General features: G+C 65.6%; 23 protein-coding genes. 9 read left to right on the forward strand and 14 right to left on the reverse strand.

The features are described 5' to 3' along the window. The first annotated feature begins 557 nt into the window (after window positions 1-557). Window positions 558-1,862, forward strand: coding sequence for an AAA family ATPase (locus tag KVX96_RS18745; RefSeq protein WP_261196368.1), 1,305 nt, complete (start codon window positions 558-560; stop codon window positions 1,860-1,862). Continuing rightward, a complete protein-coding gene (locus tag KVX96_RS18750) occupies window positions 1,859-2,941 on the forward strand; it encodes a ParB/RepB/Spo0J family partition protein (RefSeq protein WP_261196369.1) in 1,083 nt (360 codons plus the stop codon). The genes KVX96_RS18745 and KVX96_RS18750 overlap by 4 nt, the downstream gene beginning before the upstream one ends. A 170-nt stretch (window positions 2,942-3,111) precedes the next feature. Here KVX96_RS18750 and KVX96_RS18755 read toward each other — a convergent pair whose 3' ends face one another. From KVX96_RS18755 to pobA, 9 genes are all read right to left on the reverse strand, one after another. Beyond that, window positions 3,112-4,434: a TRAP transporter large permease gene (locus tag KVX96_RS18755; RefSeq protein WP_261196470.1), complete on the reverse strand. Its 1,323-nt coding sequence runs from the start codon at window positions 4,432-4,434 to the stop codon at window positions 3,112-3,114. A 27-nt stretch (window positions 4,435-4,461) separates the two neighbouring features. Beyond that, on the reverse strand, window positions 4,462-5,070 hold the full coding sequence (locus KVX96_RS18760) for a TRAP transporter small permease (RefSeq protein ID WP_261196370.1): 609 nt from the start codon (window positions 5,068-5,070) through the stop codon (window positions 4,462-4,464). A 52-nt stretch (window positions 5,071-5,122) separates the two neighbouring features. Further along, window positions 5,123-6,142, reverse strand: coding sequence for a TRAP transporter substrate-binding protein (locus KVX96_RS18765; RefSeq protein WP_261196371.1), 1,020 nt, complete (start codon window positions 6,140-6,142; stop codon window positions 5,123-5,125). Window positions 6,143-6,220: 78 nt separating this feature from the next. Then, complete coding sequence (gene pcaD, locus KVX96_RS18770; protein WP_261196372.1) at window positions 6,221-7,009, reverse strand: 3-oxoadipate enol-lactonase; 789 nt, start codon at window positions 7,007-7,009, stop codon at window positions 6,221-6,223. Window position 7,010: 1 nt separating this feature from the next. Continuing rightward, window positions 7,011-7,856 carry a 3-keto-5-aminohexanoate cleavage protein gene (locus tag KVX96_RS18775; RefSeq protein WP_261196373.1) on the reverse strand — a complete coding sequence of 282 codons (846 nt, stop codon included), beginning with the start codon at window positions 7,854-7,856 and terminating at the stop codon, window positions 7,011-7,013. An 8-nt stretch (window positions 7,857-7,864) separates the two neighbouring features. Further along, on the reverse strand, window positions 7,865-8,485 hold the full coding sequence (pcaG, locus tag KVX96_RS18780; RefSeq protein ID WP_261196374.1) for a protocatechuate 3,4-dioxygenase subunit alpha: 621 nt from the start codon (window positions 8,483-8,485) through the stop codon (window positions 7,865-7,867). A gap of 1 nt (window position 8,486) precedes the next feature. After that, a complete protein-coding gene (pcaH, locus tag KVX96_RS18785; RefSeq protein WP_261196375.1) occupies window positions 8,487-9,215 on the reverse strand; it encodes a protocatechuate 3,4-dioxygenase subunit beta in 729 nt (242 codons plus the stop codon). Then, entirely contained in the window at window positions 9,212-9,595 is a 384-nt protein-coding gene (gene pcaC / locus KVX96_RS18790; RefSeq protein ID WP_261196377.1) for a 4-carboxymuconolactone decarboxylase, read from the reverse strand. The genes pcaH and pcaC overlap by 4 nt, the downstream gene beginning before the upstream one ends. 19 nt (window positions 9,596-9,614) lie before the next feature. Next, a complete protein-coding gene (pobA, locus tag KVX96_RS18795; RefSeq protein WP_261196379.1) occupies window positions 9,615-10,784 on the reverse strand; it encodes a 4-hydroxybenzoate 3-monooxygenase in 1,170 nt (389 codons plus the stop codon). A 145-nt stretch (window positions 10,785-10,929) separates the two neighbouring features. On the opposite strand from pobA, the gene KVX96_RS18800 reads away from it, so the two are divergent. Continuing rightward, a complete protein-coding gene (locus KVX96_RS18800) occupies window positions 10,930-11,841 on the forward strand; it encodes a LysR substrate-binding domain-containing protein (protein ID WP_261196381.1) in 912 nt (303 codons plus the stop codon). Between the two features lie 24 nt (window positions 11,842-11,865). On the opposite strand, the gene KVX96_RS18805 is transcribed toward KVX96_RS18800, so the two are convergent. From KVX96_RS18805 to KVX96_RS18825, 5 genes are read right to left on the reverse strand one after another with little or no spacing between them, the layout of a single operon-like run. Continuing rightward, window positions 11,866-13,863, reverse strand: a complete 1,998-nt coding sequence (locus KVX96_RS18805) for a beta-galactosidase (protein WP_261196383.1) — start codon at window positions 13,861-13,863, stop codon at window positions 11,866-11,868. Between the two features lie 38 nt (window positions 13,864-13,901). Then, window positions 13,902-14,978, reverse strand: coding sequence for an ABC transporter ATP-binding protein (locus KVX96_RS18810; protein WP_261196385.1), 1,077 nt, complete (start codon window positions 14,976-14,978; stop codon window positions 13,902-13,904). 11 nt (window positions 14,979-14,989) lie between these two features. Further along, entirely contained in the window at window positions 14,990-15,826 is an 837-nt protein-coding gene (locus KVX96_RS18815) for a carbohydrate ABC transporter permease (protein WP_261196387.1), read from the reverse strand. Beyond that, complete coding sequence (locus KVX96_RS18820; RefSeq protein WP_261196388.1) at window positions 15,823-16,683, reverse strand: carbohydrate ABC transporter permease; 861 nt, start codon at window positions 16,681-16,683, stop codon at window positions 15,823-15,825. The genes KVX96_RS18815 and KVX96_RS18820 overlap by 4 nt, the downstream gene beginning before the upstream one ends. 60 nt (window positions 16,684-16,743) lie before the next feature. Next, the gene (locus KVX96_RS18825; protein ID WP_261196389.1) at window positions 16,744-18,018 is read right to left on the reverse strand and encodes an ABC transporter substrate-binding protein; all 1,275 of its coding nucleotides are present in this window, start codon (window positions 18,016-18,018) and stop codon (window positions 16,744-16,746) included. 45 nt (window positions 18,019-18,063) lie between these two features. On the opposite strand from KVX96_RS18825, the gene KVX96_RS18830 reads away from it, so the two are divergent. The 6 genes from KVX96_RS18830 to KVX96_RS18855 all read left to right on the forward strand — a co-directional run bounded on the left by KVX96_RS18830 (window position 18,064) and on the right by KVX96_RS18855 (window position 25,295). Continuing rightward, window positions 18,064-19,008 (forward strand): helix-turn-helix domain-containing protein, encoded by a 945-nt coding sequence (locus KVX96_RS18830; RefSeq protein ID WP_261196390.1) that lies wholly within the window; start codon window positions 18,064-18,066, stop codon window positions 19,006-19,008. Window positions 19,009-19,323: 315 nt separating this feature from the next. Then, window positions 19,324-20,274, forward strand: a complete 951-nt coding sequence (locus KVX96_RS18835) for a sugar ABC transporter substrate-binding protein (protein ID WP_261196391.1) — start codon at window positions 19,324-19,326, stop codon at window positions 20,272-20,274. Window positions 20,275-20,346: 72 nt separating this feature from the next. Beyond that, entirely contained in the window at window positions 20,347-21,309 is a 963-nt protein-coding gene (locus KVX96_RS18840; RefSeq protein ID WP_261196392.1) for an ABC transporter permease, read from the forward strand. Then, window positions 21,309-22,832 carry a sugar ABC transporter ATP-binding protein gene (locus KVX96_RS18845; protein WP_261196393.1) on the forward strand — a complete coding sequence of 508 codons (1,524 nt, stop codon included), beginning with the start codon at window positions 21,309-21,311 and terminating at the stop codon, window positions 22,830-22,832. The genes KVX96_RS18840 and KVX96_RS18845 overlap by 1 nt, the downstream gene beginning before the upstream one ends. Further along, window positions 22,829-23,824: an ABC transporter permease gene (locus KVX96_RS18850; protein WP_261196394.1), complete on the forward strand. Its 996-nt coding sequence runs from the start codon at window positions 22,829-22,831 to the stop codon at window positions 23,822-23,824. Before KVX96_RS18845 ends, KVX96_RS18850 begins: the two co-directional genes overlap by 4 nt. A gap of 166 nt (window positions 23,825-23,990) precedes the next feature. Then, window positions 23,991-25,295, forward strand: a complete 1,305-nt coding sequence (locus KVX96_RS18855; RefSeq protein WP_261196395.1) for an extracellular solute-binding protein — start codon at window positions 23,991-23,993, stop codon at window positions 25,293-25,295. Window positions 25,296-25,298: the final 3 nt, after the last annotated feature.

The following is a 25,298-nucleotide window of genomic DNA, read 5'->3' on the forward strand; positions in this document are numbered from 1 at the left end:
CCCCTTGCCGCTGCGCGCCGCCTTTCTGATGAAGGCGATGGTTTGACTGCCTCTGTGAGCGCTTCTGTGCAGGGCCTCTTCCGCCCCAGCCCGCTTTTGCGATTTCTCAGCGCTCTTTCGTTGTTGTGGATGATTAGCGTTGTGTTTTGCGATTCTGTCAAGGGGAAGCACGGAGCGGCCCCTCGCTCAAATCCCATTCAAAAATCTAAAGAAAGGTATTTATGGTATTGGGGGACATTACATCTGACACCCTATCGCGCGGAAATGTCCCCTCAACATCTCGGCGCGCGCCCAAAGTGTCCCCCCCAATATGCGCCCCGCCTGGCCTCGAAACGGGCCTCTTTCCCCGTCTGGCCCCAGATCGCTTCCGAATCGGAGGCGCTTGTGTTCTGCGGGCCTCAGCGCCAATCCCGCTTGGTGCGGGCCTGATACCGCGCCCTCTCAACGCTCTTTCCGAAAACAGCGTAATCTACGATTTTTACTTTTGCAAATTTTCCGTTTTCAGCGTAAATCCGAAAGCAATGATAATCAACGTCCCCGCGGGGACAGGAGGCACGATGTTCACCCATGAGGACCTGAGCAAGCTGCAGGCGCAATCCTTGCGCATGCAGGGGTTCATCCGGCAGCAGACCTATTCGCCCGAGCGCGAGAAAACCCTGCGCCGCTTCTCCAGTTGGGAGGTGGCGGAGCTGATCTTCAAGGTCAACCAATCCACCTTGCGCGGCCGGCTCGCCGCCGACCCCACCCTGCCGCAGGGCTATGTGGAAGAAGACGGCCGCCAGCGCTGGTACAGCCTTGAAGAGATCAACGAGATCCGCCGCCGCCTGAAGGTCTCCCGCAAATCGCTGATGCCGCCCCGCCCCACCGGCAAGCGCGCCATCCGCGCCGCCATCGCCAACTTCAAGGGCGGTGCAGGCAAATCCACCGTGGCGCTGCATTTCGCCCATGCCGCGGCGCTGGATGGCTACCGCGTGCTCTGCGTGGATTTCGACCCGCAGGCAACGCTCTCCCACTCCATGGGCCTCACCGATGTGGCCGAGGAATACACCGTCTGGGGCATCATGGCGCGCGATCTGGTGCAGGAAACCGAACGGATGAACTCCGCTGCGCGCGGGGCTGAAAGCGGCACCGCCCTGCCCCAGCGCCGCCTGCCCGCTTCGATCACCGGCATGGGCCTCTCCGATCTGCGCGACGCCGATTTCATCAAGCCGACGAACTGGCCCACGATCGATCTCATTCCCTCCTGCGCCAATGCCGCCTTCGTGGAGTTTGCCTCCGCGCAATACCGGCACCTGAACCCAGAGTGGTCCTTCTTCGCCGCCGTGCGCCGCTACCTCGATCACCTGCCCGCCGACGCTTATGATCTGGTGATCTTCGATTGCCCCCCGGCCATCGGCTACCAGTCGATGAACGCCGTCTTCGCCGCCGATGTGCTCTATATTCCCTCCGGCCCCGGCTATTGGGAATATGATTCCACTACCTCCTTCATCGGCCAGCTCGCCGAGGCGCTCGAGGATCTCTCCGCCTTCAGCGGCCCCGTCCCGGCGGGGACAGGCAGCCCCGAGAAAGCCTTCCAGGACATCCGCTTCCTGCTCACCCGTTTTGAGCCCGGGAATGATCTGCACCGCGCGATGCGTTCGGCCTTTGAGAAGGTCTTTGGCGAAAGACTGGCCACCCACCCGATCGAGATGACCCGCGCCGTCGAGCAATCCGGGCGCTTCCTCGCCTCGATCTACGAAACCGATTACCGCGATATGACGCGCGAAACCTGGCGCCGGGCGCGCTCCTCCTTCGATCAGGCTTACGAGGAGTTCCGCACCCATATGCTGGCGGCCTGGGAAAACCTGGAGGATGAGGCATGAGCAAGCGCCGGATGTTCGATATCGATTTCCCGTCCGGGGAAGACGAAACGCCCGTCCCCGCGGGGACGGATGCGCCCGAGGCCAAGCCCGCGCGCCGCGGCCCGATGGCCAGCGCCATCAGCGAAAACGCCGAAGCCCTACGGCAGCGCCAACAGGCCGAGGCGGCGATCCAGCAGGAAAACACCGCGCTTGCCGAGGAATACGTGCGGCTCAAGAAACAAGGGCTGATCGTCGATGCGCTGCCGCTTGATCAGATCCGCAGCGAGAAGCTGACGCGGGACCGCAGCGCCAGCCGCGACCCGGAGCTTGACGAGCTGAAGGAGTCGATCCGCGCAATTGGGCTTTCGAACCCGATCCGGGTGGAGCAGGTCGAAGGCGGCTACGAACTTGTGCAGGGCTTCCGGCGGCTCTCAGCTTTCCGCGAACTCTTCGAGGAGACCGGCGATGCGGCCTATGCCAAAATCCCTGCCGGCTTGCTGCCGAAGGGGGAGGGGCTCGATGCGCTCTATCGCCGGATGGTCGATGAGAACCTCGTGCGCCGCGATATCTCCTTCGCCGAGATGGCGGCGCTCGCGGTCAATTACGCCGCCGATCCCGGAACCGATTGCGACAGCGTGGAGGAGGCCGTAGCGCGGCTCTACGCTTCCGCCGGGCGTCAAAAGCGCGCCTATATCCGCCACTTCGCGGTGCTGCTCGGCGCGGTCGGCGAACGGCTGAAATTCCCCGAGGCAATCCCCCGCGCGCTGGGGCTCGATCTGGAGAAGAAGCTCGTGTCGGACTCAGGCCAATCCGCCCGCCTGCGTTCGCGGCTTGCCGCCGCGATGGCCACCACGGCGGAGGCCGAGCTGGAGGTGCTGCGCGGCTTCCTGAAAGAGGCCGCGCCAAAGCCCAGCCGCGAAAGGGCGGGGGCGGCGGAGAAGGTGAAAACAACCTTCCGCCTCTCCGTCCCCGCGGGGACAGTGCGCTGCAGCGCCACCAAGGGCCGGCTGGAGCTACGCTCGGAGCGGGACTATTCCAGCATCGATCGCGCCCGCCTCGAAAAAGCGCTCGCCGCCTTCCTTGCCGCGCTGGACGAGTAAACCAAACGCCCCCGGAAGCGTCCCCGATGCTTCCGAAATTCACCTAATGCATTGAAAAATATAAAAAATTTTTCCAAAGGCGCACCTCTGCCCCCTGTCCCCGCGGGGACGCCCCTTCATTCCTCTCGCTTTAAATACCTCGGGGGTGCGGGGGCAGAGCCCCCGCTCCGTCAAAAAAACAGCCGCACCAGCCCCAGGGTGATCGGCGGGAAACCCACCAAAATCGCGATGCGCAGGATGTCGGACAGCACGAAGGGCAGGGCACCCCGGCAGGTCTCGCCGATACGCACATCGCGCGACAGGGCGTTGATGACGAAGAGGTTCATGCCCACGGGCGGCGTGATCAGCCCGATCTCCGCACTCATCAACACGAGGATGCCAAACCAGATGCCCACCTCGGCGGGCGGGATGCCGAAATCCAGTTGCGTGATGATCGGGATGAAAATCGGCACGGTGAGAAAGATCATCGCCAGCGAATCCATCACCGTTCCCAGCACCAGATAGAGCAGCAGCATGCCGATCAGAATGGTCCAGGGGCTCAGACCCGAGGTGAGGAAATAACCTGCCAGCGTCTGCGGCACGAGGGCGGAGGAGAGGAAGGAATTGTAAAAGCCTGCCGCCAGCACGATGAAGAAGATCATCGCCGAGGTCTGCGCGGTGGCCAACAGGGAGTTGCGCAGCCCCGCCAAATCCAGCCCCCGGTTGGCCACGGCCACAAGCGCGGTGCCGGCCACGCCCACGGCGGCGGCGGCGGTGGGGGAGAAGACACCGGTGTATATGCCGCCGATCACGGCGAGAAAGATCAGCATCACCGGCCAGACGTCCACGAGGGCAGCGCAACGCTCCGCAAGGCTGCGCTTGGGGATCGTGTTGCCCCAGTCCGGCACCAGCCGCGTGTAGATCGCGATTGTGAGCATATAGCCAAACATCGCCAGCAGGCCGGGCACCAGCGCGGCGGTGAAGAGCTTCTCGATGTTTTCTTCCGCCAGGATCGCGTAGACGACCAGCACGATGGAGGGCGGAATCAGGATGCCGAGCGTGCCGCCCGCCGCCAGTGAACCCGTCGCCAGCGCGCCCGAATAGCCGCAGCGGCGCAGCTCGGGCAGGGCGACCTTGCCCATGGCCGAGGCCGTCGCCAGCGAGGAGCCGCAGACCGCGCCAAAGCCCGCCGACGCCCCGATGGCCGCCATCGCGACGCCGCCCTTGCGGTGCCCAAGCCAGGCTTCCGCCGCCCTGAACAAGGCCGTGGACATGCCGCCGCGCGTGGCGAACTCGCTCATCAGCAGAAACAGCGGGATGATCGAGAGGGAATAGTTCGTGAACGTGCCGTAGGTAAATGTTTTCAATTGGTTATCCACCATCCGCATGTCACCGGCGAGGATGTAGGTGCCCATCAGCCCAACGCCGAACATGGCGGCGGCGAGCGGGATGCGGAAGGCGATCAGCACGAGCAGCACGCCGAAGCTCGCCAGCCCGATCTGGAAGTCGGTCATCACCGAGGTCAGGAACGCGGCCATAGATCACGCCGCCCCGGATTTGAGGATCAGCGCCCGCGCACTGCGTAGCACGCAGAAGCAGGCGATCACGAAGAAGGCGGCCACGCAGGCTTCGGCGACGATATAGGTCGGCCAGAGCTTGATGCCGAGGATCTGGCTTTCCTGCGCATCACGCAGGCGCTCGCCGATCACGCCCCAGTTCCCGGCCATAACCTCGGTCATCAAAGTCTCCTCGCTGCGCCGCGCGGGGCGCAGGATCTGGAACCACTGGCGGGTCAGGATCAGGTAGGCGATGGCGGCAAGCGAGAGGTCGGCGAGCAGATCCAGCCAGCGGTTGAAACCGGGTGAGAAGCGCGGCTCAAACAGGTCGATGCGGATATGGCCGCGCCGGATCATGGCCCAGGGCAGGGCGGCAAAGAGCGCAAAGCCCACGCCGTAGGTCACCAGTTCTTCCTCCCCCAGAATGGGCCCTGTCCAGCCCAGCGGGCCGGTGATCGGATCGAGCAGGCGGCCTGCGAGTTTCAGCAGGATGCTGAGGCAGGTGATCAGCGTGGCAAACAGCAGCCCAAGCCCGCCGAGCACGGCAAGCCCTCCGGCAAATCGGGTAAGCGCGGTTTCAAGGCGGTCAAACATGGGGGGGATCCGAAAGCAGGGGAGGCGCGCCGCGAGAGGCGCCCCCGCCGGTTCACTGGTTGGCGGCGATCAGGCCTTGGGCCTGTTCGATCAGCGCATCGCCGTCGATACCTTCCCCGCCCGCGCGCTCCACGAAACGCGTCCAGACAGGGGCGGCGGCGTCGATCCAGCGGGAGACTTCGGCCTCGTCCAGCGTGATCAGCGTGTTGCCCGCCTTCTCGGCTAGGCTGCGCCCAAAGGCATCGGCCCCGACCATCACCTCGCCCGCGGTGGCCGACAGCGCCTTGCCGGTCTCGGCGTCAAGGATCGCGCGCAGATCATCGGGCAGGCCCTCGTAGCTGTCCCAATTCATCGCCAGCACGAAGGCGGCGGTGTAGAGCGCCTTGCTGCCGCCGATCTCGGTGTGGTTGGTCACAAGCTCGGCAAGCCGGATTGAAGGCGTCACCTCCCACGGGATCACCGTGCCGTTGATCACGCCCTTGGAGAGGTTTTCAGGGATCGCGGGCAGGGGCATGCCCACCGGGTTCGCGCCCAGTTCGCCCAGCAGATCGGTGACAAGCCGCGTCGGCCCGCGAAGATCCTTCCCGGCGAGATCTTCCAGTGTCTCAACCGGTTCGGCGGTGTGGATCACGCCGGGGCCATGGACCCAGGCCGCCAGCACCTTCACATCGGCAAATTCACCGTCCTGAAGATCGCTCTCCACCAGATCCCAGAAGGCTTTGGAGGTGGCCACGGAGTCTTCCATGATGAAGGGCAGTTCGAACACCTCGGTGTGGTTGAAGCGGCCCGGCGTGTAGCCCGGCAGCGTGAGGACCGCGTCCACCGCGCCGTCGGAGGCCTGATCGAACAGGTCGGGCGGGCCACCGCCCAGCGACATGCTGTCAAACACCTGCACCTCGATGCGGCCGTCGGAGGCCTCCTTGATGCGCTCGGCAAAGGGCACAAGGAACTGGCTGTGCAGCGGTGCCTTGGCCGACATGAAATGATGCACGCGCAGGGTGACCTCCTGCGCCTGAGCGGCGAAGGCGGTGCTGGCCAGCGCGAGCGCGGAAAGCGTGAGTTTCAGGTTCATCCTATCCTCCCTGGATGGTTGCGGTTTGGGCCGCCTGCGCCTTCTACGCGGGGCAGGGCGGCGGGGTGTGCGCGCGGGCTAGGGCAGCCCGGCGGAAAGATCGGTGAGCAGGCGGGCGACGGCCTCTGGCGCTTCGATGCAGGGCAGGTGGCCGATGCCTTTTAGGCAATGATACTGCGCGCCGGGCAGGCGGGCGGCGAGGGCCTGCACCACCTCCGGCGGCGTGGCAAGATCGCTGCCGCCTGCAAGGCAGAGCGCGGGGCAGGTGAGCTGTGCAGTCGAGGCCCCGAGATCTACGTCGCGGATCGCTTCGCAGGTGGCACGGTAGCCCGCTTGCGGCGTGCGGGTGAGCATGGCGCGGTAGCCTTCCAGTTCCGCCGCGCGCGTGGTGTGGAAATCGGGCGAGAACCAGCGTTCGAGTATGGCATCGGCCATGGGCCCAAGCCCGCCTTTGTCCAGCGTGGCGATGCGGGCGTTCCACGTGGCATCGTCGCCGATCTTGAAACCGGTGTTGGAGAGCAGCAAGCCCGTCACCAGATCGGGGCGGGTGGCGGCCAGTTGCTGCGCGATCAGCCCGCCGACGGAGACGCCGCAGATTAGCGCGTCCCGTAGCCCCAGCGCATCCATCAGCGCGGCCAGATCCACGGCGTGATCGGCAATCGACACCGCGCCAAGCTGCGAAAGCCCGTGGCCGGATTTGTCATACCGCAGGGTGGGCGTGCCGTCCGGCAGGCGGGCCAAGACGCCGTCCCAGATGCGGAAGTCGGTGCCCAGCGAGTTGGCGAAAACGATGGGCCGCGCCGCGTCTGTGCCGGGGCTCAAGGCGTAGTGCAGCACGCGGGTGCCGGTATCCAGAAAGGCGGGCATCTCAGGCGGCCCTCAGGCTTAGAATGCTGCGGGCCTCTTGTGGGGTCGCCACGGGGCGCTCATGGGCCTCGCAGACCTCCACCGCGCGTTTCACCAGCGCGGCGTTGGAGGGGGCGAGGGTGGCTTTGTCGAGCCGGACGTTGTCCTCCAGCCCGGTGCGGACATGCCCGCCCGCCGCCACGGCCCATTCGTTGAGCGTGATCTGGTGGCGGCCGATCCCGGCGGCGCACCACGGGGCATCAGTGCCAAACAGGCGGTGGACAGTTTTGATATAGAAATCAAACACTTCGCGATCCACCGGCATGGCGTTCTTCACCCCCATGACGAATTGCACATAGGGCGTGCCCAGCAGTTCGCCGGCTTCCGCCATCTCCTGGGCGCGGAAGATGTGGCTCAGATCGAAGGCCTCGATCTCGGGCTTCACATCGTAGGTGCGCATCTCGCTCGCGAGCCATGACACAAGATCCGGCGGGTTCTCATAGACGCGGGTGGGGAAGTTGTTGGATCCCACCGAGAGCGAGGCCATGTCGGGGCGCAGCGGCAGCATCCCGCCGCGCGCCTGCCCCGCGCCGGAGCGCCCGCCGGTGGAGAGCTGAACGATCATGCCAGGGCAATGGGCTTCGATCCCTTCCTTCAGGGCGGCGAATTTCTCCGGGTCCGAGGACGGGCTGCCATCGTCGTTGCGCACGTGGCAATGGGCGATCGCGGCCCCGGCCTCGAAGCTTTCGTGCACGCTCTCCACCTGCTCGGGCACGGTGATCGGCACGGCGGGGTTGTCGGATTTTTGGGCAACGGAGCCGGTGATGGCGACGCAGATGATGCAGGGTGTTTTCGCGGGATCAGACATTGCGGGCCTCAGATATCGAAGAACACGGTTTCGTCCTCGCCTTGCAGGCGGATGTCGAAACGGTAGACGGGCAGGGGGCCGCCATCAATGCGCGCGGCGATGAGCGTGGCGCGGCGGTGTTCCCATTCGATGAGGGTGAGCACCGGATCGGCGGCATTGGCAGTGGCTTCATCGGCGAAGTACATCCGCGTGTTGAGCCCGATGTTGATGCCGCGCGCCACCAGCCAGAGGTTGAGATGCGGGGCCTGCAGCGCGCCGCCCCGGCCCTTGCTCGCGCCGGGTTTCACGGTTTCAAAGGCCCAGACTCCGGTGTCGAAATCGGTGATCACGCGGCCCCAGCCGCGAAAGCCCTCTTCCACCGCGCCGCCGCCTTCGGGGTGGGCGTAATGGCCTTGGGCATTGGCCTGCCAGACCTCCAGCAGCACGTCCTTGATCGGCGCGCCCATGCCGTCGGTCACCACGCCCTCCACCCGGATGCGCTCGCCTTCTGCGTTCGGCCCGGTGATGTCGTGGCCGAGTTCCTCGCGGTAGATGTCAAACCCCGCCGCCCCCGGCGCAAGGCCGATGTGGACGTAGGGCCCTGCCGTTTGGGAGGCGGTTTCCTTCAGGTACTCAAGCTTCTGCGCCATGTCAGTTGCCCTCCATGCGGTTCTCAAACATCGTGGAGCGGCGGCCGCGCAGGATGATGTCGAACTTATAGGCGATGGAATCCAGCGGCACGGTGGCGTTGAGATCGAGCTTTGCGGTGAGCTGGTCGATGGCTTGGGCATCGGGGATCGTCTGCACGATGGGGCAGATCGGGATCAGCGGATCGCCTTCGAAATAGCATTGCGTGATCAGCCGCTGCAGGAAGCCCGACCCGAAGACGGACACATGGATATGCGCGGGCCGCCAGTTGTTGACCATGTTGCGCCACGGGTAGGCACCGGGTTTCACGGTGCGGAAGGCGTAATGGCCGGTCTCATCGGTCAGCGTGCGCCCGCAGCCGCCGAAATTCGGATCGATGGGCGCGAGGTAGGTGTCCTTCTTGTGGCGGTAGCGCCCGCCCGCGTTGGCCTGCCAGATCTCGATCAGCGTGTTGGGCACGGGCTTTGCGTTCTCATCCAGTACGCGGCCATGCAGGATGATGCGCTCGCCGATGGGGCTTTCGCCGGGTTTGGCGTAGTTGCTGAGCAGGTCATTGTCGCCGGCGTCGATGTCGCTATGGCCAAAGCGCGGACCGGTGATCTCGGAGACGGTGTTTTCCAGCGAAATCAAGGCGTAGCGCGGGGAGCGGGCGACGGAGGTCTTGTAGCCCGGTGTCAGGGCCGGGGGCTGGAGGCTGCGGTCGCGCTGGTAGTAATCGCCGGTATTTTTCATGCGCCTTCCTCCAGTTCCGCGAAGGTTTCCTTGGCCAGTTTGATCGCGTGGTTGGCGCGGGGCACCCCGGCGTAGACGGCCACATGCAGGAAGGCCTGCATCACGTCCTCCGGGCTGGCCCCGGTGCGGGCGCAGGCGCGGATGTGCATCGGGATCTCCTCGAAATTGCCGGTGGCGGCGAGCAGAGCCAGCGTGAGCATGGAGCGTTCGCGGCGGGTGATGGTGTCATCGGCCCAGAGCGTGCCCCAGGCGCCCTCGGTGATCAGTGTCTGGAAGGGGGCGTCGAAGGGCGTTTTGGCGGCGTCGGCGCGGGCGACGTGATCCTCGCCCAGCACCTCCCGGCGCACGTCCATGCCTGTGTCAAAACGGCTGTTGCTCATCACAAAATCCTTTCGCGGCTCAATAGGGCAGGCCCACGTAGTTTTCGGCCATGGCCCGCTGGGCGGCGGTGTTGGCGCGCAGGAACTCCAGCTCGGCGATCTGCATTTTCAGATCGAAGGCCGATTGATCGGGGTAGCGGTGCAGCAGGCTGGAAAACCACCAGCTGAAGCGTTCTGCCTTCCAGACACGAGCGAGCGCCTTTTCGGAATAGGCCTCAAGCCCGGCCTCGCTGCCGCTTTCATAAAAGGCGCGCAGGCCGGTGTAGAGGTAATGCACATCGCTGGCCGCCGTGTTGAGCCCCTTGGCCCCGGTGGGCGGCACGATATGGGCGGCGTCGCCACAGAGGAAAAGCCGCCCCCAGCGCATCGGCTCGGTGACGAAGGAGCGCAGCGGCGCGATGGATTTCTCGATCGAGGGCCCGGTAACAAGCCGCCCGGCGATGTCGGCCGGAAGGCGGCGCTTGAGCTCCTGCCAGAAGGCCGCATCGCTCCAGTCGCCGGGGGCGTCCGAGAGCGAGCACTGGATGTAGTAGCGGCTCAGGTGATCGTTGCGCATGGAGCAAAGCGCAAAGCCGCGCGGGGAGTTGGCGTAGATCAGTTCAGGATAAACGGGGGGCGTTTCGCTTAGCACGCCGAGCCAGCCGAAGGGGTAAACCTTCTCATACTCGCGCCGCACGGAGAGCGGGATCGTCTGGCGGCTCACGCCGTGGAAGCCGTCGCATCCGGCGATGAAATCGCAGCTCACGCGGTGGCTTTCGCCGTGCTTTGTGTAGGTGACATGGGGGCTGTCGGTCTCGGCGCCGTGGATCACCACGTCTTCCACCTCAAAGGCAATAGGCCCGCCTGCCGCCTCGCGCGCCTCGTAGAGATCGCGGGTCACTTCCGTCTGGCCGTAGACGATCACCGGCGTGCCGGTGTGTTCGGTGAAATCGAGGCGGAACATCTCATCCCCGTAGGCGATGCAGGTGCCATCATGCACGAAGCCCTCGCGGTGCAGGCGTGCCGCGCAGCCTGCCTCTTCCAGCAAGGCCACGAGCCCCTGTTCCAGAACGCCCGCGCGGATGCGGCCAAGCACATGGGCCTTCGTCTTGCGCTCCAGCACGAGGCTCTCGATGCCGCGCTTGTGCAGAAGCTGCGCGAGCAGAAGCCCCGAGGGGCCGCCGCCGATGATGACAACGGGGTGATGCACGCGCCGATCCTCCTCCCTTTTGGTCCGGCCCCAGTCTGGTCCCAGTCTGGCCCGAGCAGGATAGCGCCTGCCGGTGGGAGAAGGCTAATCATGCAAATCGCAGATGAATATTGATAGTTTTGTGTTAATTCATAATCATACGGATATGAATCTCGACTCCCATATGCGCCTGCGCCATGTGCGCTGTTTTCTGGAGGTGGCCCGCGCGCAGAGCGTGTCGCGCGCCGCTGAAGCCCTGCACATCACCCAGCCGGCGGTGTCGCGCAGCCTGAAGGAGTTGGAGGCGATGCTGGGCACGCCGCTGTTTGATCGCGTAGGTCGGGGGCTGCGGCTGAACGAGGCGGGGCGGGTGTTTCAGGCCCATGCCTCGGCGGCGATGGTGGAGTTGATGCGCGGGCAGGAACGGCTGGCGCAGGAGGGCGATCTGTCCCGGCGGCTGTCGATCGGGGCCTTGCCGACGGCCTCGTCGCAATTGCTGCCCCGTGCCGCCCTCGCGTTCCGGGAAGAGATGCCCCATGTGCGGCTGCATATCCTGACCGGGCCGAATGGCTTGCTGTTCAACCAGCTGCGCGATGGCGAGGTGGATCTGGTACTGGGCCGGATGCCAGAGCGGGAGGCGGGTGCGGGCGTGAGCTTTCAGCAGCTCTACATCGAGGACGTGGTGCTCGTCTGCCGCCCCGGCCACCCGATCCTGAACGAGGCCCGGCCCGAGCAGGCCATCGCCGCCCATGAACTGATCCTGCCCCCGACGGGCGCGGTGATCTGGGAGACGGTTCAGCGCTATCTGGCGAGCATCGGCCTGCCGGAGCGGCGCGCGGGGATCGAGACGGTTTCGCTGCCGGTGGGGCGGGGGATCGTGGGGCTGTCGGACGCGCTCTGGTTCATCTCGCGCGGGGTGGTGGCGGTGGAACTCGCGGCGGGCAGTCTCGTGGCGGTGGATCTGGCCAGCCCGCTCCTTTCTGGCCCCGTGGGGATCAGCGTGGCGCGGGCCGCACCGATCAGCGTGGAGCGCAGCGTCTTTGCCGATTGCCTGCGCGCGGTGGCGGGCGGGGCATGAGCCACCGCCCGTTTCCGCCTGCGTTTAGGTTTTGCGCGTGATGCAGGCCACGCCGCAACGGCCCAGTTCGGGGCTGCCGAAGGCGAAATCCTCTGCGCCGAAAAGGGCGGTGAGGTCCACCGGATCGCCGCTGTAGTTGAACAGGAAGCGGTGGGGGCCGTTGTCGCGCAGGCGCACGTCGGGGGGCAGGTCGAGCCACGCTACGCCCGCCGCGTCCAGCACATGGCGCATGAGGCGATCAAAGGCGGGCTCGTCCGGGCGGCCCGGCAGGTAGAAGGCGCGGCCCTGTTGCAGGAGCGCCGGTGTGCCGTCCACGGTTTCCTCGACCACGGTGACGCCCGCGCCGGGCTCCACGAACTCGCGCCAGCCCGCGAATGCGCCGCCCTTGGCGAGCGGGATCGGCGCGAAGGGGCGGCGGGTTTCCACGCGGGGGATGCGGATGTCGATCAGCGCGCGCAGGGGGCCGGGGGGCAGGCCTTCGGAGATCGTCAGGTTATGGCCCTTGCTGCCCGCCCAGGGCCCGGCGAGCACGGTGGCCTCGCAGGCGGCGAGCGCCTCGGCGAAAGCGGGTTCGATCAGCGTGACCATGGGCAGCACCACGAGCTTGCGCCCGGCAATGGCTTCGGCTGTGGGCGGCACGATATCGACGCTGATCCCGGCGCGGCGCAGGGCGGCGTAGGCGCGCAAGGCGGTGTCGAAATGGGAGGCGTCCTGCGCGTGGGGCTGGATCTCGGTAATCCACTGGCTGGGATAATCAAACACCAGCGCCACTTCTGCGCGGGCCGGGTCAGAGAGCGGGGCAAGCGCGGTGAGTTCCTCGTGGATCTGCCCGCAGAGCGCATAGCCCTTGTTGGGGGTGCCATCAGGCAGCAGGAGGCCTTCGTGCATCTGCTCCTGCGCGAAAGAAGGCTGCCGCCAGCGGAAGAAGCTGACGACTTCCGCCCCGGCCGCAAAGGCCTCCCAGACCCAGAGACGCCCGGCTTCCGGGTGTGGCGCAGGGTTGTAGCTGCCCCAGTTCAGCGGCCCCGGCGGCTGCTGCTCCATCACCCACCAGCGCCCTGCGGCCGTGCCGTTGCGCAGATCGCCGCAAGCCCGGTAGAGATCGTGGTGGAAGGCGTCAAAATCCGGATGCCCGATCTGCATGTAACGTTTGATCAGTTCCGGATCGCCCAACTCGCGGTCCAGAAAGCCTGTCGGGTAGGCGTCCCATGCGGCGATGTCCAGATCGGCGCTGACGTCGTAATGGTCGAACTCGAAGAACTTGCCCATGAAGTTGTGGCTGATCGGGCGGCCCGGCGAATGGCGGCGGATCGCGTCGCATTGCAGGCGGTTGAAGGCCACTACTTGATCGGAGGCATAGCGGCGGAAATCGAGCTTGTGGGCGGGGTTGGTTTCCGTCACCGCGCCGATGGGCAGTTCGACCTCGTCAAAGCTACGGTACTCCATCGACCAGAAGACATTGCCCCATGCCCGGTTCAGCGCTTCAGGGCTTTGGTATTTCTGGGCGAGCCAGTCGCGGAAGCCGTGGAGCGCGGCTTGGGAATAAGAGAGCGTTGTCTTGTGGCAGCCGTATTCGTTGTCGGTCTGCCAGGCCGCCACAGCCGGGTGGGTGCCGTAGCGCTGCGCCATGGCCTCGGTGATGCGCAGGCATTCGGCGCGGTAGCCCTGATGGCTGAAGCAATAATGCCGCCGCGAGCCGAAGCCGCGCACGCGCCCGTCGGGGCCGATGGGGAGCATGTCGGGCATGCTGTCCACCAGCCATTTCGGCGGCGTGGCGGTGGGGGTGCCGAGCACGATCTTGCGGCCCGCCTTGTGCAGCACCTCGATGGCGCGGTCCAGCCACGCCCAATCGTAGGTGCCGGGGTCTGGCTCCATCAGGCCCCAGGCGAACTCGCCGATGCGGACATATTCGATCCCGGCCTCGGCCATCATGCGGGCATCCAACGGCCAGCGCTCTTCGGGCCAGTGTTCGGGGTAATAGCAGACGCCGAGGGTCTGGGCGGGGCGTGCGGAAGCGGGCATGGGTTGGTGTCCTTGCAAAGCGTCGGATGAAAAGGGTGTCAGGGCAGGCGGGTGCCGTCGGCGGCAAAGAGATGGGCGCGCTCAGGCCGGATGCCGACGGTGATCTGCCCGCCGGGGCGATCTTCGCTTGCGTCTTCCGGGCGGGCGACGATCACCGGCGCGTCGCCCTTGGTTTCGGCATAGGCGTAGCTCAGCGCGCCGAGGCGTTCGATCACGTCGATGGTGAGGGTGAGATTGCCCTCGGGCAGCGGCGCAGGGGCGAAGTGCTCGGGCCTTATGCCGAGCGTCACGGCAGCGCCGTGGGGCAGGGCTTTCGCCTGCGGCAGGGCAAGGCGGCATTCCGGGTGCGCTTCCAGCGTCACCTGGCCCGCACCGGTGACGGTGCCTTCAAAGAAATTCATCATCGGCGAGCCGATGAAGCCCGCCACGAAGCGGTTGGCGGGGCGGTGGTAGAGATCCAGCGGCGCGCCGACCTGCTCGATGCGCCCGTCGCGCAGCACGACGATGCGGTCGGCCAGCGTCATGGCTTCCGTCTGATCGTGGGTGACATAGATCATCGTCGCGCCCAATTCGCCGTGCAGGCGGGCGATCTCCACCCGCATCTTCACGCGCAACTCGGCGTCGAGGTTGGAGAGCGGCTCATCGAACAGGAATACATCCGGCTCGCGCACGATGGCGCGACCGATGGCGACGCGCTGGCGTTGCCCGCCGGACAGCGCCTTGGGCAGGCGGGCGAGCAGCGGGGCGAGCTGCAGCACATCAGCGGCGGAGCGCACGCGCGTCTCGGTCTCGGGCTTGGCGTGGCCTGTCATGCGCATGCCGAAGCCCATGTTGGCCTCCACGCTCATATGCGGGTAGAGCGCATAGGTCTGGAACACCATGGCCACGCCGCGTTCGCCCGGCTCGGTGTCGTTCATGCGGGTGGCGCCGATCTGCAGCTCGCCGCCGGAGATGTCCTCCAGCCCGGCGATCATGCGCAGCAGTGTGGATTTCCCGCAGCCGGAGGGGCCGACGAAGACGACGAACTCACCGTCCTCCACCGTCAGATCCGCGCCGTGGATCACGGCATGGGCGCCGTAGGATTTTCTGAGCCCTTGCAGGGTGACCGATGCCATGGGGGCGCTCCTTACTTGATGGCCCCGGCGGTGATGCCGGACATGAAATAGCGTTGCAGGAAGACGAAGACGGCGAGCATCGGCGTGGTGAGCAGCACCGCCCCCACCATGATGCCGCCCCAGCTCACTTCGGTGATGCCGATCAGCGAGCCAAGCGCGACGGGGGCCGTCATCATGGCCGGGTCATTGGCGATCAGCAGCGGCCAGAGGTAATTGTTCCAGCTGTGCAGGAAGAGGATGATGCCGAGCGCGGCCAGCGTGGGGCGGGCGAGCGGCAGGGCGACGTAGAAGAAGATGCGCCATTCGCTGACGCCCTCCACGCGGGCGGCGTCAAACAGATCGGCGGGCATCATCGAAAACGCCTGCCGCATGAACAGAACTCCGAGCGAGTTGAACAGCGGCGGCACGATCAGCGCGACCCATGTGTCGGAGAGGCCGAAATCGCGCGCCACCATGATGAACTGCGGAATGACGACGACGAAATAGGGCAGGGTCATCGTGCCGAGGATGATGGCGATCACCGCGCCGCGCCCGTGGAAGCGGTAGCGCGCCAGTGCCCAGCCCGCCATGGAGGTGAGCGCCATGGAGAGCACGGTGTAAACGCTGGCCACAACCACGGAAACGAAGATGGTGCGCACGAAATCCAGATCGGCCTGCAGCTTGCGGAAGTTTTCAAGGAACTGATCCGACGGGATCAGCTCGATCCGGGGCGAGAAGATCGCCTCATCGCCCATGGTGGCAAAGACGAGCATCATCCAGATCGGCAGCAGCCAGAGCAGTGCCAGCGGCACCAGCACGGCGTGCAGCGCGAGCGCGCGCAGGCGCAGGGTCTTGGAGCGGGATGTCATGTGCGGTCCCTCCCGAGCCAGAGGTTCAGGGCAGCAATGGCGACCGCCAGCATCGCGATGGTGTAGGCGATGGCGGAGGCGTAGCCGAAGTTGAGGTTCAGGAAACCCTGCCGATAGAGGTAGAGGCCGAGGGTTTCGGTGCCGCCGCCGGGGCCGCCCTGGTTGGTGATCAGGTAGGGCTCCACGAACATCTGCATCGAGCCGATGACGGAGAGCACGAGGCAAAACAGGATGATCGGGCGCAGAAGCGGCAGGGTGATGTGGAAGAACTGCTGGCGCGGGGTGACGCGGTCCAGCGTGGCGGCCTCGTAGACATCCTCGGGGATGGATTGCAGGCCCGACAGGATGATGATCGCGTTATAGCCGACCCAGCGCCACGTCACGGCGACGATGATCACCGCCATGGCGGCGTCGGGATCGCCGAACCAGTTGAGCGCGGGCAGGCCGACGCTTTCGAACATCTTGTTCACGATGCCGAACTCGGCGTTGAACATCAGCCGGAAGACGGCAGCATAGGCGGCCTCGCCGATCACCACCGGCGCAAAGAAGGCAAAGCGCATCAGCCCGCGGGCGCGCAGCAAGGGCGAGTTCAGGAAGACCGCCAGCAGCGTGGCCAGCGTGAGCATCACCGGCACCTGAATCACAAGGATGGTGAGCGTGTTTTCCAGCGCGTTCCAATAGGCCGGATCCTGTACCACGCGGCCCCATGTCATGCCCGGGTTGAAGCTCCACGGCGCGCGCCGGGTGGACATGAAGGAGAGGTAGAAAGAGTAGAGGATCGGCCAGCACCAGAACACCGCGAAGATCGCGAGGTAGGGCGCAAGGAAGCCGTAAGCCACTTTGGTTCTGAGGCGCATTGTCTTTGGTCCGGGTCAGGGGTGCCGGCGGGCAATCGGGAGGACGCCCGCCGGGCTGGATCACTTCGCGATGGGCAGGCCCGTGGCGAAGCTGATCTGCTTGGCGGCATCGTCGAGCGCGGATTGTGCGCTTTCATGCTCGCCCTTGATGTAGGCGATCTGGGTGGCCTGGATCACCTGATCGGCGTCGCCGAAGAAGGGGGTGCCGGTGGCGGGCTTGATCTTGTCGAGCCGGCCCAGCACCGTTTCCCAGACGGTCTGATCCGCGTAGAAGGGGTGCGGTTCCTTCACGAAGGGATCCTCCAGCGCGCTCAGCAGCGAGGGCACCAGCCCGTATTCGCGCAGCATGGTGATCTGGCCCTCGTTCGTGCCCAGCGTATAGGCGAGGTACTTGTAGGCCGCGTCTTTCTGGTCGCTGTTGTCGGCGATCGCCAGCAGCGAGCCGCCCACGTTGGCCGCGCGGCTGCCGCCTTCGGCGACTGTCGGCATCAGGGTGACGCCCCAGAGGCCTGCCTGCTCGGCCGGGACGTTGTCGCGCAGGGTGCCGTCAAACCACGCGCCGTTCATCGCCGTGGCCACGACGCCCGCGCCCGCGTTCTGCACGCGCTCGCTGAAATCGCCCGCCGTCACCAAGCCGTCATTGACCATGCGGCCCAGCACCTCCAGCGCGGCCACGCAGCCCGGCTGGTTCACGGTGATGCTTTCGCCATCCTCCGAGAAGTAGCCGCAGCCCTGCTCGTTGGCGATCATGCGGAACCATTCCGCGCCGCCGTTGAGGTTGTCGTTGGACATGGTGACGCCGGGGTTGGCTTCCATGATCTTCTTGCCCGCAGCGTGGAAATCCTCCCAGGTGACAACGCTTTCGGGATCGACGCCCGCGTTCTTATAGAAGTCACGGCGGTAGAAGAGCACGGCCGGGCCGGTGTCCCACGGCATCCCGATCACCCGCTCGCCATCGCGCAGGGCGGTGAGTTTGAAATCGGGGAAGCCGGCCTGTTTGTCGGCGTCAAAGCCCAGCGGCACCAGATCGGTGGCGCAATCGGGGAACTGTGCCTTGATCAGCTCCATCTCGATGTTCTGGAACTGGAACACATCCGGCAGGCCCGTGCCCCCGGCGGCGCAGGCGGCCAGCACGCGGCTTTTCACCTGCGAGTAGCCAAGATTTTCCACGGTGACCTTGATGTCCGGGTTCTCGGCGTTGAAGCCCGCCACGGTGGCGTCCAGCGCCTTGGCGGCGACACCCCAGCCCCAGACGGTGATTTCGGTTTCCGCCGTGGCCGCAGCCGGAGCCGCAAGGCTGATGGCTGCCACGACGCTTGCAGTGAATCGTTTCATTTCGAGTTCCTCCCCCTGTCTGATACGATCGATGAGAACGTGAACATGCCTGAGTCCGAGGGGGACGTCTCATCCGTGGGGAAGCGCGAGTCACCAGATCGTAAGATCGTCGAAAAAAGATTGTGGGATCCGGCGGGCAGCACCGTGGAGCAGTTGCCCAACGAGATCATCCTTGGCCGCGGGCACCCGGCGATCATGCAATCGCAGCACTGGCACGCGCAGATCGAGATCAACTACGCAAGGCGCGGCAGCGTGTTTTACGAGATGCACGGCTTCCCGATGGAGATCCCCGAGGGCCATATGGCGGTGTTCTGGGGTGGGCTGCCGCATCGCCTGAGCGATTGCGCCGCCGATGGCGAGATGGAGGCGATTCATCTGCCGCTCTTGCAGTTCTTCCGCCTGCGCCTGCCGGATTCCTTACGCGAAGCCCTCATGCGCGGCGGCGCGCTGATCACCAAGGCCCCCCATGCGGAGGATCACCTCGCCTTTGCCCGCTGGGCGGATTACTTTCGCTCCGGCGATCCGGCGGCGCGGATCATCGCCACCGAGGAGATGCTGCTGCGCATCGAACGGCTGGTGCTTGCGCCCTACGAGGTGCGCTGCCCGCCTGCGGCCGGGGAATCGGCCTCGGAAGCGCCGGATCAGCCCAGCTTTGACAGGATCGGCTCCATGCTTGAATTCATGAGCCGCCATTTCAAGGATGAGATCGACGCCTCCTCCATCGCCAGCTCGGCGCAGATTCACCCGAAATACGCGATGAGCGTGTTTCGCAAATCCACCGGGATGACGCTCAACCAATATGTGCTGCTGCTGCGGCTTTCCTATGCGCAGGCGCTCCTGATGCAGGGGGAGGACTCCATCGTGGACATCGCGATGGACTCGGGCTTCGGCTCGCTGTCGCATTTCAACCGGGTGTTTCGCAAACACACCGGCGCAAGCCCGTCGGATTTCCGCCGCGCCCATGGAAGCCGTTTGCAAACAAGCGCTTAAGCCCGCTTTCGCCGCGCCGCGTTGACGCTCCCGGCCTGCCGGTGGGTGGCGCTTTTCTGCGCGCGGGCTTGGGCGCTCGCGTGATCTTACCATCTGCACAGCTCACCTTACCCGGAGGCGAGACAAGCGCGCAGGCCTGAGGCAGCGTCGCGCCTGCTGCGTATGACTGTCACTACCGAAAAATATATGAAAAATCATTTGCGCATATAAAAGTAATTTGCGCATATGGGATTCGACTCGCCTGTGTGGCCCGTTTCGGCCCGGTGACACGCGCGTCTGCCCGCATTCGGGCATCACCAGAGGGAGGAGAGACCCATGAAGAAGATTTTCGCCGCGATCACCACGATCGCGCTTGCCACCGCGTCCAGCGTCTATGCCGAGGGCATCAAGATCGGCCTGTCGGTGGACCAGCTGTTTGAAAGCCGCGTGGCGGTGAACAACGGCATCAAGGCCGAGGCCGCCGACCGCGGCTACGAGGTGGTTGAGGTGGTGGCCGATGGCGACGCCCAGCAGCAGAACGCGCAGATCCAGTCGCTCATCGCGCAGGATGTGGACGCGATCCTCGTCTGCGCCGTGGACCAGAACACCATCGAGCGCGCCCTGATCGCCGCGCAGCGCGCCGGGATCCCGGTTGTCGCCTATGACCGCGATCTGCCCGACAGCCGCGTGGTGCAGGCCTTCGTCGGCCCGGATTCGCTGTTTGATGGTCGCCTGGCCGGCGAATACACCGCCAAGGCGCTGGCCGGTGTGGAAGGCGAGATCACCATCGTCGAGCTGATCGGCGCGCTGAACGATCAGAACGGCATCGACCGCTCCAAGGGCTTCCGCGAAGGCATCGCAACGCTTGAGAACGTGAAGCTGATCGAAGTGCCGACCGATTGGGATTCCGCCCGCGCGCTCTCCGGCACCCAGAACGCCATTCAGGCCAACCCGGACGTGAAGGCCGTGTTCGCCGCCACCGACACCCACATCCCGGCGGTGGAAACCGTACTGACGGACACCGGCAAGCTGATGAAGCTGGGCGAAGAGGGCCATGTGGTTGTGACCGGCGTGAACGGCTCCAACGATGGCTATCAGGCCGTTGTCGGCGGCGTGGCGGACGGTTTCGTGGTGATGGGCACCGAGGCGACGGGCCGCAAGGCGGTTGCGCTGGTGGCCGACATCCTCGCGGGCAATGCCGTTGAGCGCATCAACGTGATCCCCGGCGATTTCTACACGATGGCCGATGCCGAGGCCAACAAGGCCAAGATCTGGGGCGCGAAGTAATTCGCGCACCGATCCGCGGGGTGCGCCGCCTTCCCGGCGCGCCCCGCTTTCGCCTTTCCGTACGTTTCCTGAATGCCCGGTGCCACCGCCATGCTGCCCAAGGCCATCGCCGCCCTGAAATCCTACCCCGCCGTGCCGGTGGTGCTTCTGCTGCTGGCGCTGTTCTCTGCCGCCTCGCCCTATTTTGCCACAGCTGGCAATATCGAGGCGATGCTGGGCGCGAATGCCGTAGTGCTGATCGCCGCCGTGGGGATGACGTTCGTTTTCCTGATCGGCGGCATTGATCTTTCGATCTCAACCGTGATCAGCGCCTCCGCCGTGCTGGCCGGGATCGTGATGGCGCAGACGGGCAGCATCCCGCTGGGCGTGCTCACTGCCGTGGCCGTGGGTGCGGGCTTTGGCCTGCTGAACGGCGTGCTGATCGGCTATTTCAAACTGACCCCTTTCATCACCACCATGGCCACGCAGCTGATCGCGCGCGGGCTGGCTTTCGTGATGAGCGAGGGCATCGCGGTGAAGGGCACGCCCTACGGGTTGCTCGATTTCGGCTTTCTTCTGTGGTTCGGCCTGCCCGCCGTCATGGTGGTGGCGCTGGCCATCGCGGGCGGCGGTGCGGTGGTGCTGGGCCACAGCACATGGGGCCGCCACGTGATGCTGACGGGCTCCAACCCCTCGGCCGCGCGCTACGCCGGGCTGAACGTGGCCCGCATCGAATGCGAGGTCTACTTGCTCTCCGGCGTGCTGGCCGGGGTGGCGGGGTTTGTCTCCATCGCCAATCTCGGCAACGCGATCCCCGGCGTGGGCGACACGCTGTTGCTGATCATCATCGGCGCGGTGGTGCTGGGCGGCACCAGCATGACGGGCGGCGAAGGCAGCATCGGGCGCACCGTGCTGGGCGTCGCGCTGCTGGCGGTACTCACGAGCGGGCTGAACCTGATGGGCATTCCCTTCTACGACCAGCTCATCATTCAGGGCGTGCTGATCTTCCTTGGCACATGGGTCGCCATGAAACTGAGCGGCCGGAGGGCCCTGTGATGCTGCAATCCCTACCCGCGGCTGAGACGCCCGCCACCACGGCCCCCGTTCTGGAGGTGCGCCACCTGTCCAAGGCCTTCGCGGGCAAGACGGTGGTGGATGACGTTTCCTTCGCGCTGCACCCCGGCGAGGCCATCGCGCTGGTGGGGGAAAACGGCGCGGGCAAATCCACCACGAAGAACATGCTCTGCGGGCTGCTGACGCCCACCAAGGGCGAGATCCGCATCGCGGGCACGCCGGTGCCGCCGGGCGAAGGCGCGCGGCCCGGGATTTCCGCCGTCCACCAGGAGCTTTCGCTCTTCGGCGCGCTTTCGGTGGCCGAAAACATCTGCATCTCCGATCTGCCGGGCCGCCCGGCGCGCATCGACTGGCGCGCGGCAGAGGCCGTGGCGGAAGAGCAGCTGGGCATCCTCGGCATCAAGATCGACCCCCGCGCGCTGGTGGAAACGCTTGGCGCGGGGCATCAGCAGGTGGTGGAGATCGCCAAGGCCCTGCGCCACGCCGACCGGGTGCTGATCCTCGATGAGCCGACAACCTCGCTCACTGCGCTGGAGCGCGAAAAGCTCTTTGCCATCGTCGACATGCTGAAGGCGCGTGGGGTGGCGATCATCTTCATTTCCCACTTCATGGAGGAGATCTACCGCCTTTGCGAAAGCTTCATCGTGCTGCGCGACGGCAAGCAGGTGGGGCAGGGGCGGCTGGCGGATGTCTCGCGGCGGCAGCTGGAAGAGATGATGGTGGGCCGGGCGATGGCGGATGCCACGCTCGATCTGGGCGCGCACGGTGCGGAGGAGATCCTGCGCGTGGAAGGTTTGAGCTCCGCCGATTTCCACGACATCAGCTTCGCCCTGCGCCGGGGTGAGATTCTGGGCATATCCGGCCTTATGGGGGCCGGGCGCACGGAGCTGGCCGAGGCGATCTTCGGCCTGCGCCCCTCTGGCGGGGCGATCACCGTGAAGGGCGCGCCCGTGCCCCGCGCCACCGTGGCCGGGATGAAGGCGCGCGGCATGTGCTACGTGCCGGAAGATCGCCGACGAAACGGGCTGTTCCTGAACCGCCCTGTGCGCGAGAACCTCTCGGCGGCGGCGCTGAAGGCCTTCGTGAAACGCAAGCTGGGCTTTGGCGGCGAGCGCGCCGTGGCGGAGGGCATCGTGGAAACGCGCGGCATCGCCGTGCCCCATGTGGAAAACCCGGTCGGCGATCTGTCGGGCGGCAACCAGCAGAAGGTGCTGATCGCGCGCTGGCTGGCGATGGCCCCCGATATCCTGATCCTCGATGAGCCCACCAAGGGCGTGGACATCGGCGCGAAGTTCGACATTCACGCCGCCGTGGCCGAACTGGCGCGGCAGGGGCGCGGCGTGCTGATCGTCTCCTCCGATCTGCCGGAGCTTCTGCACACCACCCACCGCCTGCTGGTGATGCGCAAGGGGCGGATTGCGGGCAGCTTCCAGCGCGAGGATTACGACGCGGTGAAGATCATTTCCCTTGCCGCCAGCACGGGTGAAGCCGGAGAGCAGACATGAGTGGCCAATCCCGCAAGAACCCGCTGACACGGCAGAAATGGATGCCGATCCTGCTGGCCACGCTGGGGCTGGCCGCGCTGCTTTCGGTGGCGGCACCTGCGTTCCTGTCGTTTGCCAACATGCAATCCATCCTCGTGCAGGCCAGCGTCACCGCGATCATGGCCATCGGCATGACCTTCGTCATCACCACGGCCGGGATCGACATCTCGGTGGGCGCGATCCTCTTCTTCACGTCGGCGCTCTTCGCCAAGCTGATGCTGGAGACCGGCAGCTACCCGCTGGCTTTCGCCGCGGCCATGCTCTGCGCGACGCTCTTGGGGGCGCTCAACGGCCTGCTGATCGTGCGCTTTCGCGTTTCGCCGCTGATCACCACGCTGGCGACCTATTCGATCTATCGCGGCGCGGCGATCCACCTGACGGAGGCGCAGAACATCCCGGTGCCGCGCGAGATGGGCTTTCTGGGCAATGGGCGGATCTTCGGCGTGCCGGTGCCGATCCTGATCCTTGCGGTGGTCTTCCTGCTCGGCGTCTATCTCTTCACCCAGACGCGCTTTGGCGTCTACATCCGCGCGCTTGGTGCAAGCCAGCGCTCGGCCCATGAAACCGGCCTGCCGGTGGATCGCGTCACGGTGCTGGCCTATGGCATCGGCGGCTTCCTGACGGGGATCGCGGCGCTCGTGCTGCTCGCGCGGGTGGGGGGGCTGCAATCGGGCATCGGCATCGGGATCGAGTTTACCGTGATCGCGGCGGTGATCCTTGGCGGCACCAAGCTGACGGGCGGCACGGGCACCGTGGCCGGATCGGTGATCGGCGCGGTGTTTCTGGTGCTGATCGACAACGGGCTGAACCTGATGAACGCCTCGCCCTACATCTACGACGCCGTGCGCGGCGCGGTGCTGCTGGCGGCGGTGGTGGTGGACAGGCTCTCGACCCACCGGCGGCACGTGACGCTGGAAAAGCGCAAGCGTGAGCGGCTGATGGCGGCGGCCTGAGCCGCGCTTGAAACGATCCTGACAGGTTTCGCGGAGCTGAAACAAAAGCGTCACGCGGCTGTCACCCTCTTCGGCGAATTGGGCGGTCATGCACCGCCCCGGTGCGCGCCCCGGCCCGAACCGGACCGGGCGCGGCACCGGGCCCAATTCGAACCGGAGAGACCTGATGAAATCCCTGTCCTTTGCCGCCGCCGCGGCCTTCGCGCTGGTGGCCAATGCTTCCACGGCCGAAACCGAAATCACCTTCTGGCACGCCATGGGCGGCGCCCTTGGAGAGACCGTCAACAAGATCGCCGAGGACTTCAACGCCTCGCAGGACGCCTACAAGATCACGCCCGTGTTCAAAGGCACCTACGAGGAAGCCCTGACCGCTGGCATCGCCGCTTTCCGCGCCGGTGAGCAGCCCAACATCCTGCAGGTGTTTGACGCCGGTGCCGCCACCGTGATCGGCGCCAAAGGCGCGACGATCCCGGTGCAGGATCTGCTGGTCGAGAACGGTGTCGCCTTCGATATCGAAGACTACATCTCGGGCGTGCGCTACTTCTACGCCGACGCCGAAGGCAAGATGGTCGGCATGCCGTTCAACTCTTCTTCGCCGATCATGTATTTCAACGTGCAGGCGCTGGAAGAAGCCGGTGTGAGCGCGCCGAAGACCTGGGAAGAATTTCAAACCGTCACCGCGCCCGCGCTGAAAGAGGCCGGCTACACCGCGCTGAGCCAATCCCACCTGCCGTGGATCTTCACCGAGAACTTCATGTCCCGCCACGATCTGCCGTTCGCCACGAACGACAACGGCTACACCGGCGGCGACGACACCCAGATCCTCGTGAACAACGACGCCATCAAAGCCCATTTCACCGCCGTGACCGAGTGGCAGGAAGAAGGCTACTTCGAATGGTTCGGCACCGGCTGGGGTGACAACCAGACCCCGTTCGAAGAAGGCAAGGTCGCGATCTGGCTGGGCTCCTCGGGCTCCTTCGGCGGGCTCTCCAAGAAGGATCTGGGCTTTGATTTCTCCGCCACCTACCTGCCCTATTGGGAGGCCGTGACGAGCGAGCCGAAACAGACGTTCATCGGCGGCGCGGCGCTCTTTGCCATGGCCGGCCATGGTGCCGAGGAAAACGCGGCCACCGCTGCTTTCTTCGAATACCTTACTAAGCCTGAAACCCAGTACTTCTGGCACCAGGACACCGGCTACGTGCCGATCACCGAAGCCGCCTACGAACTGGCCAAGGCCGACGGCCACTATGACCGCTTCCCGGCGGCCGAAGTGGGCATCCAGCAGCTGTCCCTGCCCGCCGGTGAGCACACCAAGGGCTACCGCATGGGCTTCTACGTGCAGATCCGCGACGTGATGAACCGGGAATACGGCCGCATCCTGACCGGCGAAACCACCGTGGAAGAGGCCTTCAAGGCCATCGAAGCCGAAGCCAACGCCCTGCTGGCCCGCTTCTCCAAGACCCAGAGCTAACCC

Source organism: Pseudoruegeria sp. SHC-113, from assembly GCF_025376885.1.
GTDB lineage: Bacteria > Pseudomonadota > Alphaproteobacteria > Rhodobacterales > Rhodobacteraceae > Pseudoruegeria.

What these genes read in the sequence shown, in the direction of transcription:
- pcaD (WP_261196372.1), bottom strand. Translation starts at nt 7,009, where the DNA reads ATGCCCGCCTTTCTGGATACCGGCACCCGCGTGCTGCACTACGCCTTG.
- KVX96_RS18830 (WP_261196390.1), top strand. Translation starts at nt 18,064, where the DNA reads ATGCCTGAGTCCGAGGGGGACGTCTCATCCGTGGGGAAGCGCGAGTCA.
- KVX96_RS18800 (WP_261196381.1), top strand. Translation starts at nt 10,930, where the DNA reads ATGAATCTCGACTCCCATATGCGCCTGCGCCATGTGCGCTGTTTTCTG.
- KVX96_RS18760 (WP_261196370.1), bottom strand. Translation starts at nt 5,070, where the DNA reads ATGTTTGACCGCCTTGAAACCGCGCTTACCCGATTTGCCGGAGGGCTT.
- KVX96_RS18815 (WP_261196387.1), bottom strand. Translation starts at nt 15,826, where the DNA reads ATGACATCCCGCTCCAAGACCCTGCGCCTGCGCGCGCTCGCGCTGCAC.
- KVX96_RS18750 (WP_261196369.1), top strand. Translation starts at nt 1,859, where the DNA reads ATGAGCAAGCGCCGGATGTTCGATATCGATTTCCCGTCCGGGGAAGAC.
- KVX96_RS18755 (WP_261196470.1), bottom strand. Translation starts at nt 4,434, where the DNA reads ATGACCGACTTCCAGATCGGGCTGGCGAGCTTCGGCGTGCTGCTCGTG.
- KVX96_RS18805 (WP_261196383.1), bottom strand. Translation starts at nt 13,863, where the DNA reads ATGCCCGCTTCCGCACGCCCCGCCCAGACCCTCGGCGTCTGCTATTAC.
- KVX96_RS18745 (WP_261196368.1), top strand. Translation starts at nt 558, where the DNA reads ATGTTCACCCATGAGGACCTGAGCAAGCTGCAGGCGCAATCCTTGCGC.
- KVX96_RS18845 (WP_261196393.1), top strand. Translation starts at nt 21,309, where the DNA reads ATGCTGCAATCCCTACCCGCGGCTGAGACGCCCGCCACCACGGCCCCC.
- KVX96_RS18825 (WP_261196389.1), bottom strand. Translation starts at nt 18,018, where the DNA reads ATGAAACGATTCACTGCAAGCGTCGTGGCAGCCATCAGCCTTGCGGCT.
- KVX96_RS18840 (WP_261196392.1), top strand. Translation starts at nt 20,347, where the DNA reads ATGCCCGGTGCCACCGCCATGCTGCCCAAGGCCATCGCCGCCCTGAAA.
- KVX96_RS18820 (WP_261196388.1), bottom strand. Translation starts at nt 16,683, where the DNA reads ATGCGCCTCAGAACCAAAGTGGCTTACGGCTTCCTTGCGCCCTACCTC.
- KVX96_RS18775 (WP_261196373.1), bottom strand. Translation starts at nt 7,856, where the DNA reads ATGTCTGATCCCGCGAAAACACCCTGCATCATCTGCGTCGCCATCACC.
- KVX96_RS18765 (WP_261196371.1), bottom strand. Translation starts at nt 6,142, where the DNA reads ATGAACCTGAAACTCACGCTTTCCGCGCTCGCGCTGGCCAGCACCGCC.
- KVX96_RS18850 (WP_261196394.1), top strand. Translation starts at nt 22,829, where the DNA reads ATGAGTGGCCAATCCCGCAAGAACCCGCTGACACGGCAGAAATGGATG.
- KVX96_RS18835 (WP_261196391.1), top strand. Translation starts at nt 19,324, where the DNA reads ATGAAGAAGATTTTCGCCGCGATCACCACGATCGCGCTTGCCACCGCG.
- pcaC (WP_261196377.1), bottom strand. Translation starts at nt 9,595, where the DNA reads ATGAGCAACAGCCGTTTTGACACAGGCATGGACGTGCGCCGGGAGGTG.
- pcaG (WP_261196374.1), bottom strand. Translation starts at nt 8,485, where the DNA reads ATGGCGCAGAAGCTTGAGTACCTGAAGGAAACCGCCTCCCAAACGGCA.
- KVX96_RS18855 (WP_261196395.1), top strand. Translation starts at nt 23,991, where the DNA reads ATGAAATCCCTGTCCTTTGCCGCCGCCGCGGCCTTCGCGCTGGTGGCC.
- pcaH (WP_261196375.1), bottom strand. Translation starts at nt 9,215, where the DNA reads ATGAAAAATACCGGCGATTACTACCAGCGCGACCGCAGCCTCCAGCCC.
- KVX96_RS18810 (WP_261196385.1), bottom strand. Translation starts at nt 14,978, where the DNA reads ATGGCATCGGTCACCCTGCAAGGGCTCAGAAAATCCTACGGCGCCCAT.